Genomic DNA, 14,837 nt, shown 5'->3' with positions numbered 1-14,837 from the left:
GGACAGCGGGCTCGGGGGGACCGGCGTGGTGCTCATCGCGGGGCTGCGAGTCGTTCGGTGAGCTCCCGTTCCTCCGGCGGACGCAGGCCGAGCCCGCGTGCCACGGTCGCGTTGATCCGCACGGTGGCCGGCGTGGCCGCCTCCACCAGCGGGCTGTTGTTGCCGGTGCTGCCTGCGCTGGCCACCTTCTGTCCGAGCTGGCGCGCCTGTTGCGCGAGCTGGCCGGGCGTGGAGACCGCCGCCGCCAGGCCGCCCGAACGCACCAGGCCTTCGCTGGCGCCGAACACCGGCAGGCCCGCGCCGGCGCCGGCATGCAGCACCGAGAGCGTGGCGGCCTGGCTGTCGCCGATGAGGTCGGGCAGCACCATGAGGGCGTCGCTGCGCGGCACCAGCGCGCGCAGCGCGGTGGCCAGCGAGCGGGCGTCGGGCGCGATCTCGACCTGCAGGTCCCAGGCCGGGCTGGCGCCTTGCGCGGCGCGCTGCAGCTCGCGCACCAGCGGTTCGGATTCGGGCGTGGCGATGACGCCCAGGCGGCGCTTCTGCGGCAGCACGGCGTTCACCAGCGCGAGCTGGTCGGCCATGGCCGGGTCGCGCAGGAGCACGCCCACGCGCCGGTCGCCGCGCCGCAGGGCAGTGGGGCTGGCGGCCTTCAGGGTCTCGTAGTCGAGCCGGCTCAGCATCGCGAGCACCAGCGGCTCGGCGCCGGGGCGTTCGAGGGCGGCGCGCGCGGCGGCGGTGCCCACCGCCACGGTGAGGCCCGCGTCGCTCGCGGTGCGCAGGCTGCGCGTGCGCACGCCGGTGTTGGCGGCGGGCTCGGTGTCGGTGCTGGCCGGCTCCGCGGCCGTGGCGCCCGGTCCGATGCGCACGAGTTCGAACTTGCCGGAGGCCGGCTGGCCGGTGCGCAGCTGCTGCACGAACTCGGCCGACGCGGCCTGGTCGTCGCCGACGAGCACCGTCAGCGTGGCCGCCGATGCCACGCGCGGCGCGGCGGCCAGGCACAGCACGAGGCCGACGGCCAGCAGCGCGTGGACAGCACGGGGCACTCTTCCGAAGAAAAGCGGAATGGGGAGGGTCACGGCGACGGACATGGACTGCTTTGTGCAGCGAGAGGCAATGGTCCAATGTAAGGACGCGCCCTGTTTCCCGCGATAAGGCGGAGGGCTTATGCCCGCATGCGCGAGGGCCTGCGCGTGTGAGGAAGATCACACCGCGGCGGCTGCTTGGTCTATGTCCGACGGACTACCCGGCGCCTACAGGGAAGGTACCGTGTCAGAGGCCCGCGGCCACCATCAGCGCGGCCGCGCGCTGCGCCTGGATCGCCTGGCGCAGCACGCGCGGCGACACCGGCTTGTAGAGCACGGCGATGCCGGCGGCGGCCACTTCGCGCAGCCGGTCGGGCTTGGTCTCGCCGGTGACCAGCAGGCGCGCGGTGCCGGCGCCGATGCCGTTGGGGTGGCGCTCGAGCGCGGCGATCACATCGAGGCCGTTGTCTCCGCCCTGCAGCAGCAGGTCGCTCACCACCACGTCGGGCGGCGTGTCCCAGTGGTCGGCCAGCGCCAGCGCCTCGGCGCGCGTCTGCGCGGCCAGCACGGTGGCGCCCCAGTTGGACAGCACCACGCTCAGGCCTTCGAGGATCGTGCGCTCGTCGTCGATGACGAGGATGCGCAGGTCCGCCAGGCTGTCGCCGTTGCTCTCGTCGTCGGCGCCGGCCGCCGCGGGCGCCGGTGCCACCGGTGCCGGCAGCGCGGCGGGCGCGGCGCGCACCTGCACGCGCACGCAGGTGCCCTTGTTCAGGCGCGAGCTGAGCTCGACGCGCGTGTTCAGCAGCTCGGCCAGCCGCTGCACCGTGGCCAGCCCCAGGCCCATGCCGCGCGCGCCACCGGGCGCGTTGCTGCGGCTGGCCGGCTCGACCTGGTAGAACTCCTCGAACACCCGCGCCTGGTGGTGCGCGGCAATGCCCACGCCGGTGTCGACCACGTCGATGCGCACGCCCTTGCCGCGGGCGCGCGCGCCGATCAGCACGCCGCCCTCGACCGTGTGGCGCAGCGAGTTCGACACCAGGTTGTTCAGGATGCGCGAGAGCATCACGTAGTCGCAGCGCACCCACAGCTCGGTCTTGCGCACCACCAGCCGCAGGCCCTGCTGCTCGGCCACGGGGCGGAAGTTGCGACTGATCTCGTCGAACAGACGGTCCAGCGGAAAGTCGGCCCACTGCGGCTGCAGCACGCCGGCGTCGAGCTGCGACAGGTTCAGCAGCTCCGAGAACAGCCGGTCGAGCGAATCCACGCATTCGCGGATGTGGCCGATGCGCTGCAGCTTCACCGGGTCGGTCTCGCCGTTGGCCAGCCCGTCGGAGAACAGCGTGAGCGCATGCAGCGGCTGGCGCAGGTCGTGGCTGGCGGCGGCCAGCAGCCGCGTCTTGGCCTGGCTGGCCACTTCGAGCAGCTGGTTCTTGCGCGCCAGCTCGGCGGTGGCCTCGTTGATGCGGCTTTGCAGCAGCCGGTGGCTTTCGGCGAGCGCGCGTGCCGCCTGGTTGAAGCCGTGCTGCAGGTGGCGCACCTCCGAGGTGCCTTCGATCGCCACGCTGGCGGCCTCGCCCGCGCCGAGCCGGTCGACCGCCTCGCCCAGCGCGCGGATCGGTTCGCTGATGCGGCGCGCCGCCCACCAGCCCGCCAGCCCCACGCCCAGCAGGCTCATGGCCAGCACCAGCGCCACGTTGAGCCAGACCGAGCGGCGCGCGCTCTGCACCGCGTCCAGCCCGATCTCGACCATCACCTTGCCGTTGTGGCGCCCGTCGTCGCTGACGATCGGCACCACCACCTGCAGGCCTTCGCCGCGCCGGCGGTCGACGGTCTCGGAGTTGGCGACGATCTCGCCGTCTTCCGTCCAGATCTGCACCTGCTGCACGTGCGGCTGGTAGGTGCCGGTCTGCGCGGTGCGCGCCAGCGCGCGGCGGTCCATGCGTGCGAGCGGCGCCTGCGCCACCGTGGCCACCTGCAGCGCCACCGTCTGCGCGTTGGCGCGCATCAGCTCGGTGAGGTTGCCCAGGTGCTGGCGCGTGAGCACCGCAATGGCCACCAGCGTGGCCGCAGTGGCCGGCACCAGCGCCAGCAGGATCAGCTGCTGGGCGAAGGTGAGGCGGGCCAGCCCGCGCAGGAGGCGGAAGTTCCAGTTCATGAAGGCCTTGAACGCATGGGGCGCGAGCTTAGGGCCACGGCCCCGAACAGGGAAGACCGGAAAAACATCACGAGAAAGACTCGCATTTGGGATGTAATGGCGTCCGCGTCGCCCATGTTAGACCCCGCCGGCTCGCCGCGGGCCCCGTGTCTTCCGCTCCTTCCATGCAGGCCTTCTTGCGTCGTTTCGGCAGTTTCATCAGCACCGGCCGCCGTGCGGCCCTGGCGCTGGCCATGGGGCTCTTGCTGCTGCCGCTGCTGGCGGCGGCGCAGGCTCCGGCACCCGCCGCGGACGCGCCGGTGCGCTTCGGCATCCTGCCGCTGGGCGGGGCCTTCGAGTCGCGCAGCGACTGGGACCCGCTGCTGGCCGAACTCAGCCGCGCCATCCAGCGGCCGGTGAGCGTGCTCTCGGTCAACTCGTACGAAGCGCTGGAGCAGGCCATCCAGCGCGGCGAAGTCGACATGGCGTTCCTGTCGGGAAAGATGGCGCTCGACGCCGTGAGCCAGAAGCGCATGAAGGTCGTGGCCCAGGTCGTGCGGCACGACGGCCTGCCCGGCTACCGCGGGCTGCTGCTCACGCGCAAGGCGCCGCCCTTCAACACGCTGAAAAACCTCGTCGACCAGCCCGAGCGCTGGCGACTGGCGCGCGGCGAGCGGCAGTCGGTGTCGGGCTTCATCGTGCCGCAGCTGCAGTTCTTTCTGCCGAACCACATCGTCATGGAGACGCGCTTCCTGAGCGAGGTGGTCGGCACGCACCAGGCCAATGCGCTGGCCGTGGCCAACAACGAGGCCGACGTGGCCACCAACAACTCGGCCGATTTCGAGCGCTTCAAGCTGCGCTTTCCGGCCGAGGCGCAGCGGCTGCAGGTGCTGTGGGAGTCGGAGCTGATCCCGCACGCGCAGATCGTCGTGCGCCGCGAGTACCCGCCCGAGCTGCGCCTGCGCGTGCAGGCCTTCCTGGTCGCGTATGGCCGCGGCAAGGGAGCGCGCGGCGACGCCGAGCGCGTGGTGCTCAAGTCGCTGCACGACCTGGCGGGCTTCGTGGCCGCCGACAACAGCTCGCTGCTGCCCGCCGCCAAGCTCGCCTACCAGCTCGCGATGCAGAACGCGAAGACCGCGCAGTGGGTCAACGACGCGGCGCGCCAGGCGCGGCTGCAGCGCCTGGAGAGCGGCTACGCCGAGCAGCTCGCCGTGTTGAAGGATGTGAGCCCTTGAACCGTCGCACGATGCTCGCGCTGGCCGTGTCGTCGCTGATGGCGCCATGGCCGGCGGGCGCGCAGCCTGCGCCAGTGCCCTCCGCGAAGGGCCCGCTGGTGATCAAGGAGGTGCGCTTCGGCGTGCTGCCGCTGGGCGGCACCGTCGAGTCGCGCGCGTTGTGGACGCCGCTCATGGCCGACATGGGCCGTGCGCTGGGCCTGCCCGTCAGCGCGTACTCGGTGCCGTCGTACGAAGAGCTCGACCGCGCCATCGGCCGCGACGAGATCGACATGGCCTTTCTCTCCGCCAAGATGGCGCTGGACGCCGTCATGCAGCGGCGCATGAAGGTGGTGGCGCAGATCGCGCGGCGCGACGGCATGCCCGAGCACCGCGCCGTGCTGCTCGCGCGCAAGACCGGGCCGCTCAACACGCTCGAGGGCCTGCTGGCCCAGCCTGAACGCTGGCGGCTCGCGCGCGGCGACAGCCGCTCGGTCACCGGCTTCATCGTGCCGCAGAGCCAGCTCTTCCTGCCCAACCAGATCGAGATGGAAACCCGCTTTCGCAGCGAGTTCGTCGGCACCCACCAGGCCACCGCGCTGGCCGTGGCCAACGGCGACGCCGACGTGGCCACCAACAACACCACCGATTTCGAGCGCTTCCGCCAGCAGTTCCCGGTCGAGGCCGCGCGGCTGCAGGTGATCTGGGAGTCCGAACCACCGCCCGGCGCGCCGATGGTGGTGCGCCGCGACTACCCGCCCGAGTTCCAGGCGAAGCTGCAGGCCTTCCTCGTCGGCTACGGCAAGGGCAAGGGCCTGCGCGCCGACGCCGAGCGCGAGGTGTTGAAGAACCTGCGCGCGGCGTACGGCTACGTCGCGGCGGACGACAGCGCGCTGCTGCCGGAAGCGAAGCTGGAATACCAGCTGGGCCGTCAGCGTGCGCTGTCGGCGGCGTGGGTCAACGATGCGGCGCGGGAGCAGCGGCTGCAGCGGATCGAGAAGGCGTATGCGGCGCAGGTGGAGGCGCTGAAGGCGTCGATCGCTTCGCGCTGAGGCACGGCCCGCGCAGGCCGCGCCCATGACAAATCACTCGCTTTGCGCGGGTATCTGAAGACACGTCGCGGCGGGCGACCATTGTTGTCATTGCAAACGCGTGGTGGCTTCCACACTGCGCGACCTCTTTCCGGGTGAAGGCCGCTGTCGTCGAAGGCGTTCTTGCGAATGGCTTTGCTCGGTGTGCGTTGCGCGTCGGAGAGAGGACGGGGCGAGAGCCCGTATCCGACAACAACGATCTCTATCGGGAAGGCAGTCACGCAATGAAGACCTACAAGATATTCAAGGACCCCCTCGGCAGTGTGCAGGCCATCAAGGACGGGTGGAGCTGGCCGGGATTTTTCTTCGGGGCGTTCTGGGCCCTTTTCCATCGCATGTGGTGGGTGGGGCTGGGCCTTATGGGCTTGGCGATGCTCATCATCCTCGGAGAAGACACCATAGGAACGGCAGCCACGGACGGGTTGCTCAACGTGCTTTCTGTCATCGTGTCAGTGGGGTTCGGTATGGGTGGGAACGCCTTGCGCGTGGGACAACAGATTCGCAGGGGCTATGAGGAGATCGCGGTGGTGCAAGCCGCCAATGTGGAGATGGCGCTGATTCAGGGGCACGCGGCAGCGGCAGCGAAGCCCGGGACGCTCTGAGAAAAATCCCACGCATGGTGAATGCGGTGCGTGGAGTTTGACGATTGTTATCAGTGTGATCGCGAGGCGACTCGCAAACTGCGCGACCTGTTTTCCTCCCAAGGAAGTCGCCGATGCCGCGCACGCTGTCCACTACCTGGATCATCGGACAGCTCGGTGACGACGAAATTCAAAAATGGATCAAGCGGTCGAGCTTTCGGTTGCCGCCAAAACCTGGACACCAGTCTGAGCCGTTCTATGAAAAGGTCGGTGAAGAGCTGGCGGCCCTGTACATCGCTTTCAAGGTGACAGAGGAATGATGTACTGGTTCGAAAAAATCGACTATGAAGCAGCGAAAGAACTGGCCTCGGAAGAGCTTCGATTGGGGCGCAGACATACCCCTGATGAAACGATCAACAAGGCAAAAAAGGGAGGACTCCTGCTCACTCGACAGCAACTCGAGAGCACTCAAGCCTACGATCGGCACGAACGAATCGTGGAGCGGGCAGACGACCAAGGCTTGCTGCATGCCCGAAACGACAAATGGCTTGAGGTAAGGACTTGGAGCAACGACATCCGGGGTATCACCACGTTGTTTGGGTGGGGGTGCTACTGGATGGCGTGGAGCTTTGTCGCCAGTGGATGGTTGGACGTCATTTTTCTTTACTCGACCGGGCATCGTGCGGATGGAACGGTTCTGGTTAGAACCACGACACTGGTCGCGTCGCTCAATGCCATTGGATTCACGGTGTTCGCGGCTGGCTTTACTTGGGCAATGCAGCGCTATTTTTTCCGCTACGAGTTGCTCACCCAACGCTGGATCCGCCTTCGATTCAATTGGGAAACCCAGAAGGTGTACTTGCTTCGCCCCAAGTACGCGGGTGGCTTGATGGTGTTCGACTGGTCTGATACTGACTCAAGTTTGAGCAAGAGCGCTGATGCCAATGCCGTCCTCATGCATTGGCCTGTGCTGATCTGGGGAAGTGAGACGGAGCTGGGCAATGTCGGTGCGATGCAGTTCATCGGGCGACGGACCAGTTTCAAGACGGTGGGCGATTGGATGACATTCTGGGAGTACATCCGTCGATACATGGAGGAGGGGCCCGATTCGGTGCCCAAACCCAAGACAGTCATTGGTTATCGGCCCAGCATCAAGGAAGCGTGGCTCAGCGTGACTCAGTGGTATCCAGCATTTCAGCAAGAAGGGTTCATCGGGAAGATCAGTGATGGCATCTCACTGCTGATCCTTCCGCTGATCGTCTTGATGTTCATCGGCAACTTCCTCGGGCAGTGCCTGACATGGCAGGCACGGTTTCCAGAGGAAATTGAAAGTGCCGCAGATGCCTCCTAGCTGCGCTCTGTCGCAATTGCGGCTGAGTAGGGCTGCCACATCTCTTCACAGGAAGTTCAGCCGCATGCTCGCGATCCTCTGTTTTCGTTCCGCGCTTCAGGGCTTCGAAATCCGTAGGGCCTAGATTCCATGCAGATCCAGTTGGCCAACGTTGTTGCCGGCTTGGCACAGGAGCTCATGTCGTGTTTATTTTTGAGGCTGCGTTTCAGCATGAAAAACGAAGCCGAGGTATTCATTCGGCATTGAAATATCACGCGGATGTTGCCGGGGAAACGCGACTCTATGGGCCGGAAGAGGGGGCAGCTCGGCGAGAAGAGGGTTCTCGAAAACCAACGAAAAAAGAGCGGAATGAGCAGGAGGCCTTCGCGCGACCGGGCTTCTCATCAATGCGCGCAGTATTCGATTTCAATGAGCATTTCATCGAGCTGAGCAATTCAGGAGGGATGGCACGTTCCTTGGCGTTGATGTTGTTCGTGGTGGCAATCGTTCCTGGCATCTCTCTCATCTGCTTGCTCGTAGGTGACGCCTTCGGAATCCTTCTGGGCGCCTTGCAGTTGAAGCGTGATCGACTGATGTCGCTGCGAAGACACAAGGCGGATGATCTTTCGCAGGGGTTCATGATGAACGAGCTCAACCTGCGTTCCGATACCGATCGGAACGTGCGGACAGGCCCGTCGCCCCAGTTCTGAACCGGTGAGCCGACAGCGCGCTTCCTGGCCGCATCCCGCCAGTGCGACCAGCCCATGGCTGGCCTCGCATCTACTCCCTTCGCCGTACCCCCTCTCGCCCCACCTAGGCCATTAGCTAGGCCTTAAGGCGGATTTGCCTCCCGCCCCCCGCGCCGGAAACTTCGTGTTTCTTCTTACTTCCCGGCACCCTTGCCGTTGACGGAGTGCGGATGAGTTGGCGAACCAAAGTGGTCTGGAGCGAGGGGATGCTGTTGCAGCCTCAGCACCTGCAGCAGAGCGAGCGCCATGCCGATCATGCGCGGCATGTGCTGTTGCGCACCACCACGCCCTACGCCTGGGGATTCGCCGAAGTCGAGATCGACGCGGCGGCGCTCACGCTGGGCAAGCTGGCGCTGGTGCGGGCGGTGGGCATCTTCGGCGACGGCACGGTGTTCGACATGCCGGCGGTCGATCCGCTGCCCGAGCCCATCGACATTCCCGCGTCCATGCGCGACGAGGCCGTGGTGCTGGCGCTGCCGCTGCGCCGCGCCGGAGCGCGCGAGGCCGACGCTGAAGAGTATGAAGAGCTGGTGCGCCACCGGGTGCTGGAGTCGGACGTGCCCGACTCCAACACGGCCGGCGAGCGCACCGCGATGCTGCAGCTGGGCCAGCTCCACACGCGCCTGATGCGCGCCAGCGAAGCCACCGATGCGTGGGCCACGTTGGGCGTGGCCCGCGTGGTCGAGCGCCGGGTCGACAACCAGGTGCAGCTCGACCGCACGATGCTGCCGCCATTGCTCGACGTGGCCGGCCATGCGGTGATCCGCGCCTGGCTCGACGAGCTGCTGGGCCTGCTGCGCCAGCGCGGCGAGGCATTGGCCGGGCGCATGACGCAAGGGGGCACCGGCGGCGTGGCCGAGATCGCCGACTTCATGCTGCTGCAGGCGGTGAACCGCAACGAGGCCATCTTTGCGCACCTGGCCAAGAGCGCGATGCTGCACCCGCAGCATTTCTTCGAGCACGCGCTCGGGCTGGCCGGCGACCTCGCGAGTTTCCGCGACACGCGCCGCGTGACGCGCTTCGGGCCCTACATCCACGACGACCTGGCGCTGAGCTTCCGCCCGGTGATGGACGACCTGCGTCGCAGCCTGTCGATGGTGTTCGAGCAGTCGGCGATCCGCATCGAGCTGCACGACCGAAAGCACGGCGTGCGCGTGGCGATGGTCACCGACGTCGAGCTGCAACGCAAGGCGACCTTCGTGCTCGCGGTGAACGCGAACATGCCGAGCGAGGCATTGCGCGCGCGCTTCCCCACGCAGGTGAAGATCGGCCCGGTCGAGCGCATCCGCGATCTCGTGAACCTCGCGCTGCCGGGCGTCACGCTGACGCCGATGCCGGTGGCGCCGCGCCAGATTCCCTTCCACACGGGCGCCAACTACTTCGAACTCGAAACGCGCAACAGCGACCTGTGGCGCCAGCTCGAGCAATCGGGCGGCATCGCGATGCACATCGCGGGCGATTTCCCCGGCTTGGACCTCGCGTTCTGGGCCATTCGTTCCTAGCCGCCTCCGGCTGACGGAAACGGAACATCACCATGAACACCCCTCCCGACCCCTTCGCCGCCTTCGAGTCCGAGCGCACGGTCATCAAGCCCAAGCCGCGCACGCCGGGCGGCGCGCCGCCGGCCGCTGCACCCGCGCCGTTCTTCGGCGGCACCGATCCGACGCCCGTGGCCGAGGTGGGCGAGATCGGCCTGCTCAATCCGCTGGTCTCGGCCGCGGGCAAGCTGCTGGTGCTGATCGGCAAGCTGCGCAACCTCGCGCAGCCGCCCAACGTGCCGGCGCTGCGCGCGTCCACCGCCGACGCGGTGAACCAGTTCGACGCCGCGGCGCGCCGCGCGGGCGTGGGCAACGAGTCGGTGCTGGCCGCGCGCTATGTGCTGTGCACCGCGCTCGACGAAGCCGTGGCCAACACGCCCTGGGGCGTGCAGGCTGGCTGGAACAAGCAGAGCCTGCTGGTGCAGTTCCACAACGAGACCTGGGGCGGCGAAAAGGTGTTCCAGCTGCTCGCCAAGCTCGCGCAAGACGTGCCCACGCACCGCCAGCTGCTGGAGCTGATCTACAGCGTGCTCGCGCTCGGCTTCGAGGGCCGCTACCGCGTGGTCGACAACGGCCGTGCGCAGCTCGACTCGGTGCGCCAGCGCCTGGCCGACCTGATCGCGAAGGACCGTCCGGCCGTCGAGCCGGAGCTGTCGCCGCACTGGCGCGGGCAGGGCGCGGGCACGGTGCGGCTGCGCGAGTCGCTGCCGCTGTGGGTGTTCGCGGCCGGCTTCGCGCTGCTGCTGGCGCTGGCGTGGTTCGGCCTGCGGCTCACGCTCAACCACCGCTCGGACACCACCTACGCGGCCGTGTCGAGCCTGCGCGTGCCCAACATCCAGATCGCACCGCCCGCCGCGCCGGCCAAGTCGCCGCGGCTCGCGCGTTTTCTCGAACCCGAGATCAAGCAGGGCCTGGTCACGGTGACCGACGAGGCCGACCGCAGCGTGGTGCGGCTGCGCGGCGATTCGTTCTTCGGCTCGGGCAGCGCCGAGCCGATGGCGGCCTCGCTGCCGGTGCTGCGCCGCATCGGCCAGGCGCTGGCCGAGGTGAAGGGCGAAGTGCTCATCACCGGCCACTCCGACAACCAGCCGATCCGCTCGCTGCGCTACCCGTCGAACTGGCACCTGTCGGCCGCGCGCGCCGATGCGGTGAAGGGCGCGCTCTCCACGCTGGTCGAGCCCGCGCGCATGCGCTCCGACGGCAAGGCCGACGCCGAGCCCGTGGTGGCGAACGACACGCCGGCCAACCGCGCGCGCAACCGCCGCGTCGACATCGTGCTGCTGACCGAACCCGAGCGCCTCGCTGCCGCACCGGCTGCTCCCGTTCCAGGAGCGACGAAATGATCAAGAAAATCTTCGGCTTCCTGTTCAGCCCGCTGCTGCTGACGCTGCTCGCGCTGATCGTCGTCGCGCTGCTGATCTGGTGGATCGGCCCGCTGGTGAAGATCGGTTCGCTCGCGCCGCTCGAAGGCGAGATGACGCGCGCCATCGTCATCGGCGTCATCGTGCTCATCGTGGTGCTGCGCGCGCTGTACCGCCGCTGGCGCGCGCGCCGTGCGAGCCAGCACCTGACCGACGGCCTCATGAAGGCGCCGGCTGCCAAGACCGGTGCACCGGTCGACGGCGAACAGAAGATCCTCGACACGCGCTTCAGCGAAGCCGTCGCCACGCTCAAGCAGATGCGCCTGCATGCCGCCGGCAAGAAGCCGGGCTGGCGCGACTGGCTGTCGATCTCGGGCGGCAGCTACCTGTACGACCTGCCGTGGTACGTCTTCATCGGCGCACCGGGCGCGGGCAAGACCACGGCGCTCGTCAACTCGGGCCTCTCGTTCCCGCTGGCCGAGAAGTTCGGCCCCGGCGCCATCCGCGGCGTGGGCGGCACGCGCAACTGCGACTGGTGGTTCACCGACGAGGCCGTGCTCATCGACACGGCCGGGCGCTACACCACGCAGGACAGCCACCAGTCGGAGGACAAGAGCGCTTGGGAAGGCTTCCTGGGCCTGCTGAAGAAGGCGCGCCCGCGCCGACCGCTGAACGGTGTGTTCCTCACCGTGAGCGTGGGCGACCTGCTGAGCCAGGGCCCCGAGGCGCGCACGCAGCTCGCGGCGTCGATCCGCGCGCGGCTGCTCGAGCTCGACAGCAAGCTCACCACGCGCCTGCCGGTGTACGTGCTCGTCACCAAGAGCGACCTGCTGTACGGCTTCACCGACTACTTCGACGACCTCGGCAAGGAACAGCGCGCGCAGGTCTTCGGCTTCACGCTGCCGGCGGACGAGAACGTGCAGCTGGAAGAGAAGGGCCTGTCGGCCGCCTTCAACCGCGAGTTCGGCCTGCTGCACAACCGCATCAACGACGGCCTCATCGCACGCATGCAGCGCGAGACCGACGGCACGCGCCGTGCGGCGATCTTCGGTTTTCCGGCGCAGTTCGGCTCGGTCGGCCCGCTGCTCTCCGATCTGCTCGAACAGGTGTTCACCGGCTCGCGCTTTGCGCAGCCGCCGTGGGTGCGCGGCGTGTACTTCACCAGCGGCACGCAGGAAGGCAGCCCGATCGACCGCGTGATGGGCAGCCTGGCGCGCAGCTTCGGCATCGAGCGCGCCATGCTCGCGCCGCAGAAGTCGAGCGGACGCAGCTACTTTCTCACCGCGCTGCTGCGCGAGGTGGTGTTCCCCGAGCAGCGCCTGGCCGGCGCCGACGTGAAGCTGGAGCGCCGCCGCAACACGCTGCGCCTGGCGGGCGTGGCTGCGATGACGCTGCTCACCGTCGGCCTGCTCGCGGCCTGGGGCTACAGCACCTGGCAGAACCACAACTACCTGAAGTCGGTCGAGGCCCGCGTCGAGCCCGCGCAGAAAACCTTGGCCGCACTGCCGACGCGCGTGCAGAACCTGGTCGAGGTCGCGCCCGTGCTGCAGGGCCTGCGCGACATCTGGAAGACGCCCGACAACCGCCAGGGCGACGAGCCACTGTCGATGACGCTGGGCCTGTACCAGGGCGACAAGCTCGATGCCGCCGCCATGCTCACGCACCAGCGCGCGCTCAACGACGCCTTCCTGCCGCAGATCGCCAAGCGCATCGAGGACCAGCTGCGCACTGCGCAGAAGGACAACCTCGAGTTCACCTACGAGGCCCTCAAGAGCTACCTCATGCTCTACCAGCCCGAGCGCTTCGACCCCGAGGCGCTGAAGGCCTGGATCACGCTCGACTGGGCGCGCAACCTCGACCGCGGCATTCCCGAAGACCAGCGCAAGGCGCTCGAAGACCAGCTCGACGTGCTCATCGCCCAGGGCCCGCCGCGCTCGCCGCTGAAGATGGACGAGAACCTGGTGCGCAGCGTGCGCGCCGTGCTCGCGAGCTACCCGCTGGAGCAGCGCGTGTTCAGCCGCCTGAAGCGCCAGCGCGCCACCAAGGACATCCCGGGCTTCAGCGTGGCGCAGGCCACCGGCCCGTCGGGTCCGCTGGTGTTCGAGCGCATCAGCGGCAAGCCGCTGAGCGAGGGCGTGCCCGGCATGTTCACCTATGACGGGTATCACAAGCGTTTCCAGAACGAGGTCGTGGTGCTCACCGGCCTGCTGGCCGCCGAAGACCCGTGGGTGCTGGGCCAGGACCGCAACGCCAGCGAACGCCTGCGCGACGCCGCGGCGCTCGGCGCGCTCACCGACCGCGTGCGGCGCCTGTACCTCGAGGAGTACGTCAAGCAGTGGGAGGCGCTGCTGGCCGACGTGCGGCTGATCCGCGTCAGCGGCCTGGAGAAGAACATCGAGACCGCGCGCATCCTGTCGGGCGTCGATTCGCCGCTCGCGAACTTCCTGCGCGCGGTGGTCAAGCAGACCACGCTGATTCCCGCGGCCGATGCCAACAAGGACGTGGTCAGCAAGGCCACCGAGACCGTGCGCAACACGCGCAAGGGCCTGGAAGATCTGTTCGGCAGCGACCCCGGCAAGCAGGTGGCACCGGGCAAGCGCATCGAGAGCATCGTGGACGACCGCTTCGAGTCGCTGCGCCGTCTGGTCACTGCGGGCGGTCCGAACCAGCCCGCACCGATCGACGATGCGCTCAAGCTCTTCAACGAGGTGTACGTGTACCTCAACGCCGTCGACACGGCCGTGAAGGGCCGCACCTCGCCGCCGCCCGGCGACGTGGCCGGCAAGCTCAAGTCGGACGCGGGTCGCCTGCCCGAGCCGGTGCGCAGCATGATCGAGAACCTGAGCCAGACCGGCGCCGCGCAGGCGCAGGTGGCCGAGCGCGGCAACCTGAGCCAGGACCTGCGCCCCGTGACCGAGTTCTGCAACCGCGCCATCGCGGGCCGCTACCCGTTCGTGCAAAGCAGCAAGCGCGACGTGCTGCCCGAAGACTTCGGCCAGATGTTCGGCGCCGGCGGCCTGATGGACGACTTCTTCCAGAAGCGCCTGGCCGCGCTGGTCGACACCAGCACCCGGCCGTGGCGCTACAAGCCCGTGGCCGAGCGCGGCGCGATCACCACGCAGGCGCTGGCGCAGTTCGAGCGCGCGGCACGCATCAAGGACATCTTCTTCCGCGGCGGCGGTCGCGGGCCGTCGATGCGGCTGGACTTCAAGCCGGTGGAGATGGACGCGGGCATCACGCAGTTCATCCTCGACGTGGACGGGCAACTCGTGAAGTACGCGCACGGGCCGGTGGTGCCGATGGCGGTGCAGTGGCCGGGGCCGAAGGGGAGCAACCAGGTGCGCGTTCAGGTGAGTCCGCCGTCGACGACGGGGAGTTCGGGGTCGGCGATGGATGGGCCTTGGGCTTTGTTCCGTACTTTGGACGACGGACAGCTGGAAGCGGGGGATGTGCCGGAGAAGTTCTTCATTACCTTCCAGGTGGGGGCGCGGAAGACGCGGTTCGAGGTGACGACGAACAGCGTGCAGCATCCGATTCGGCTGAAGGAATTGCGGGAGTTTTCTTGTCCGGAGGGGTTGTGAGTCTGGCCTCTTCTTCTCCTCTCTTCGTCTCCTCTGAGTTGCCGGGGTGGTTTGGCAAGCTGCCGGGGATGGGGGACTTTGCGCATCGGCGGTTGCCGGAGTCGTTTCGCTCGGTGTGGGACCCGTGGTTGCAACGCGGGCTGGCACGGCTGCGGGATCGGCATGCGGATTGGACTTCGCACTACCTGGAGGCGCCTGTGTGGTGCTTTGCGCTGGGGGCGCAGGTGGTGGGGGAG

Annotated in this window: 12 protein-coding genes; 10 read left to right on the top strand and 2 right to left on the bottom strand. The window is 68.1% G+C overall.

From position 1 onward, the window contains the following. Window positions 1–32: 32 nt before the first annotated feature. Window positions 33–1,043 (bottom strand): ABC transporter substrate binding protein, encoded by a 1,011-nt coding sequence (locus tag AC3WQR_RS30655; RefSeq protein WP_492745770.1) that lies wholly within the window; start codon window positions 1,041–1,043, stop codon window positions 33–35. A 226-nt stretch (window positions 1,044–1,269) separates the two neighbouring features. Then, window positions 1,270–3,177, bottom strand: coding sequence for an ATP-binding response regulator (locus tag AC3WQR_RS30650; RefSeq protein ID WP_492745768.1), 1,908 nt, complete (start codon window positions 3,175–3,177; stop codon window positions 1,270–1,272). A 164-nt stretch (window positions 3,178–3,341) separates the two neighbouring features. Here AC3WQR_RS30650 and phnD (AC3WQR_RS30645) point away from each other — a divergent pair, with 164 nt between their 5' ends. The 10 genes from phnD (AC3WQR_RS30645) to tagF form a co-directional block, all read left to right on the top strand. Then, window positions 3,342–4,391 (top strand): phosphate/phosphite/phosphonate ABC transporter substrate-binding protein, encoded by a 1,050-nt coding sequence (gene phnD, locus AC3WQR_RS30645; RefSeq protein WP_492745765.1) that lies wholly within the window; start codon window positions 3,342–3,344, stop codon window positions 4,389–4,391. An 11-nt stretch (window positions 4,392–4,402) separates the two neighbouring features. Then, window positions 4,403–5,422 carry a phosphate/phosphite/phosphonate ABC transporter substrate-binding protein gene (gene phnD, locus AC3WQR_RS30640; protein WP_492745772.1) on the top strand — a complete coding sequence of 340 codons (1,020 nt, stop codon included), beginning with the start codon at window positions 4,403–4,405 and terminating at the stop codon, window positions 5,420–5,422. Between the two features lie 263 nt (window positions 5,423–5,685). Further along, the gene (locus tag AC3WQR_RS30635) at window positions 5,686–6,063 is read left to right on the top strand and encodes a DUF2628 domain-containing protein (RefSeq protein ID WP_492745762.1); all 378 of its coding nucleotides are present in this window, start codon (window positions 5,686–5,688) and stop codon (window positions 6,061–6,063) included. A 113-nt stretch (window positions 6,064–6,176) separates the two neighbouring features. Continuing rightward, window positions 6,177–6,362 carry a hypothetical protein gene (locus AC3WQR_RS30630; RefSeq protein ID WP_492745760.1) on the top strand — a complete coding sequence of 62 codons (186 nt, stop codon included), beginning with the start codon at window positions 6,177–6,179 and terminating at the stop codon, window positions 6,360–6,362. Further along, window positions 6,359–7,393: a DUF6708 domain-containing protein gene (locus tag AC3WQR_RS30625; RefSeq protein WP_492745758.1), complete on the top strand. Its 1,035-nt coding sequence runs from the start codon at window positions 6,359–6,361 to the stop codon at window positions 7,391–7,393. The genes AC3WQR_RS30630 and AC3WQR_RS30625 overlap by 4 nt, the downstream gene beginning before the upstream one ends. A gap of 182 nt (window positions 7,394–7,575) precedes the next feature. Continuing rightward, complete coding sequence (locus AC3WQR_RS30620) at window positions 7,576–8,082, top strand: hypothetical protein (protein ID WP_492745756.1); 507 nt, start codon at window positions 7,576–7,578, stop codon at window positions 8,080–8,082. A 209-nt stretch (window positions 8,083–8,291) separates the two neighbouring features. Beyond that, window positions 8,292–9,623, top strand: coding sequence for a type VI secretion system baseplate subunit TssK (gene tssK, locus AC3WQR_RS30615; RefSeq protein WP_492745754.1), 1,332 nt, complete (start codon window positions 8,292–8,294; stop codon window positions 9,621–9,623). A 32-nt stretch (window positions 9,624–9,655) separates the two neighbouring features. Continuing rightward, window positions 9,656–11,002 (top strand): DotU family type VI secretion system protein, encoded by a 1,347-nt coding sequence (locus AC3WQR_RS30610; RefSeq protein ID WP_492745752.1) that lies wholly within the window; start codon window positions 9,656–9,658, stop codon window positions 11,000–11,002. Beyond that, a complete protein-coding gene (tssM, locus tag AC3WQR_RS30605) occupies window positions 10,999–14,601 on the top strand; it encodes a type VI secretion system membrane subunit TssM (RefSeq protein ID WP_492745750.1) in 3,603 nt (1,200 codons plus the stop codon). The genes AC3WQR_RS30610 and tssM overlap by 4 nt, the downstream gene beginning before the upstream one ends. Beyond that, the coding region (gene tagF, locus AC3WQR_RS30600; RefSeq protein WP_492745748.1) for a type VI secretion system-associated protein TagF at window positions 14,598–14,837 on the top strand (240 nt) is incomplete at its 3' end. The genes tssM and tagF, both read left to right, overlap by 4 nt.

It is taken from the genome of Variovorax sp. FW305-3-2-15-B-LB1, from assembly GCF_058787635.1.
This window is presented reverse-complemented; position numbering and strand designations above follow the sequence as displayed.

Bases quoted from the DNA above. Each gene is read 5' to 3' on its own strand.
- AC3WQR_RS30650 (WP_492745768.1), bottom strand. From the start codon at position 3,177: ATGAACTGGAACTTCCGCCTCCTGCGCGGGCTGGCCCGCCTCACCTTC.
- phnD (WP_492745765.1), top strand. From the start codon at position 3,342: ATGCAGGCCTTCTTGCGTCGTTTCGGCAGTTTCATCAGCACCGGCCGC.
- phnD (WP_492745772.1), top strand. From the start codon at position 4,403: ATGCTCGCGCTGGCCGTGTCGTCGCTGATGGCGCCATGGCCGGCGGGC.
- AC3WQR_RS30635 (WP_492745762.1), top strand. From the start codon at position 5,686: ATGAAGACCTACAAGATATTCAAGGACCCCCTCGGCAGTGTGCAGGCC.
- AC3WQR_RS30630 (WP_492745760.1), top strand. From the start codon at position 6,177: ATGCCGCGCACGCTGTCCACTACCTGGATCATCGGACAGCTCGGTGAC.
- AC3WQR_RS30625 (WP_492745758.1), top strand. From the start codon at position 6,359: ATGATGTACTGGTTCGAAAAAATCGACTATGAAGCAGCGAAAGAACTG.
- tssK (WP_492745754.1), top strand. From the start codon at position 8,292: ATGAGTTGGCGAACCAAAGTGGTCTGGAGCGAGGGGATGCTGTTGCAG.
- AC3WQR_RS30610 (WP_492745752.1), top strand. From the start codon at position 9,656: ATGAACACCCCTCCCGACCCCTTCGCCGCCTTCGAGTCCGAGCGCACG.
- tssM (WP_492745750.1), top strand. From the start codon at position 10,999: ATGATCAAGAAAATCTTCGGCTTCCTGTTCAGCCCGCTGCTGCTGACG.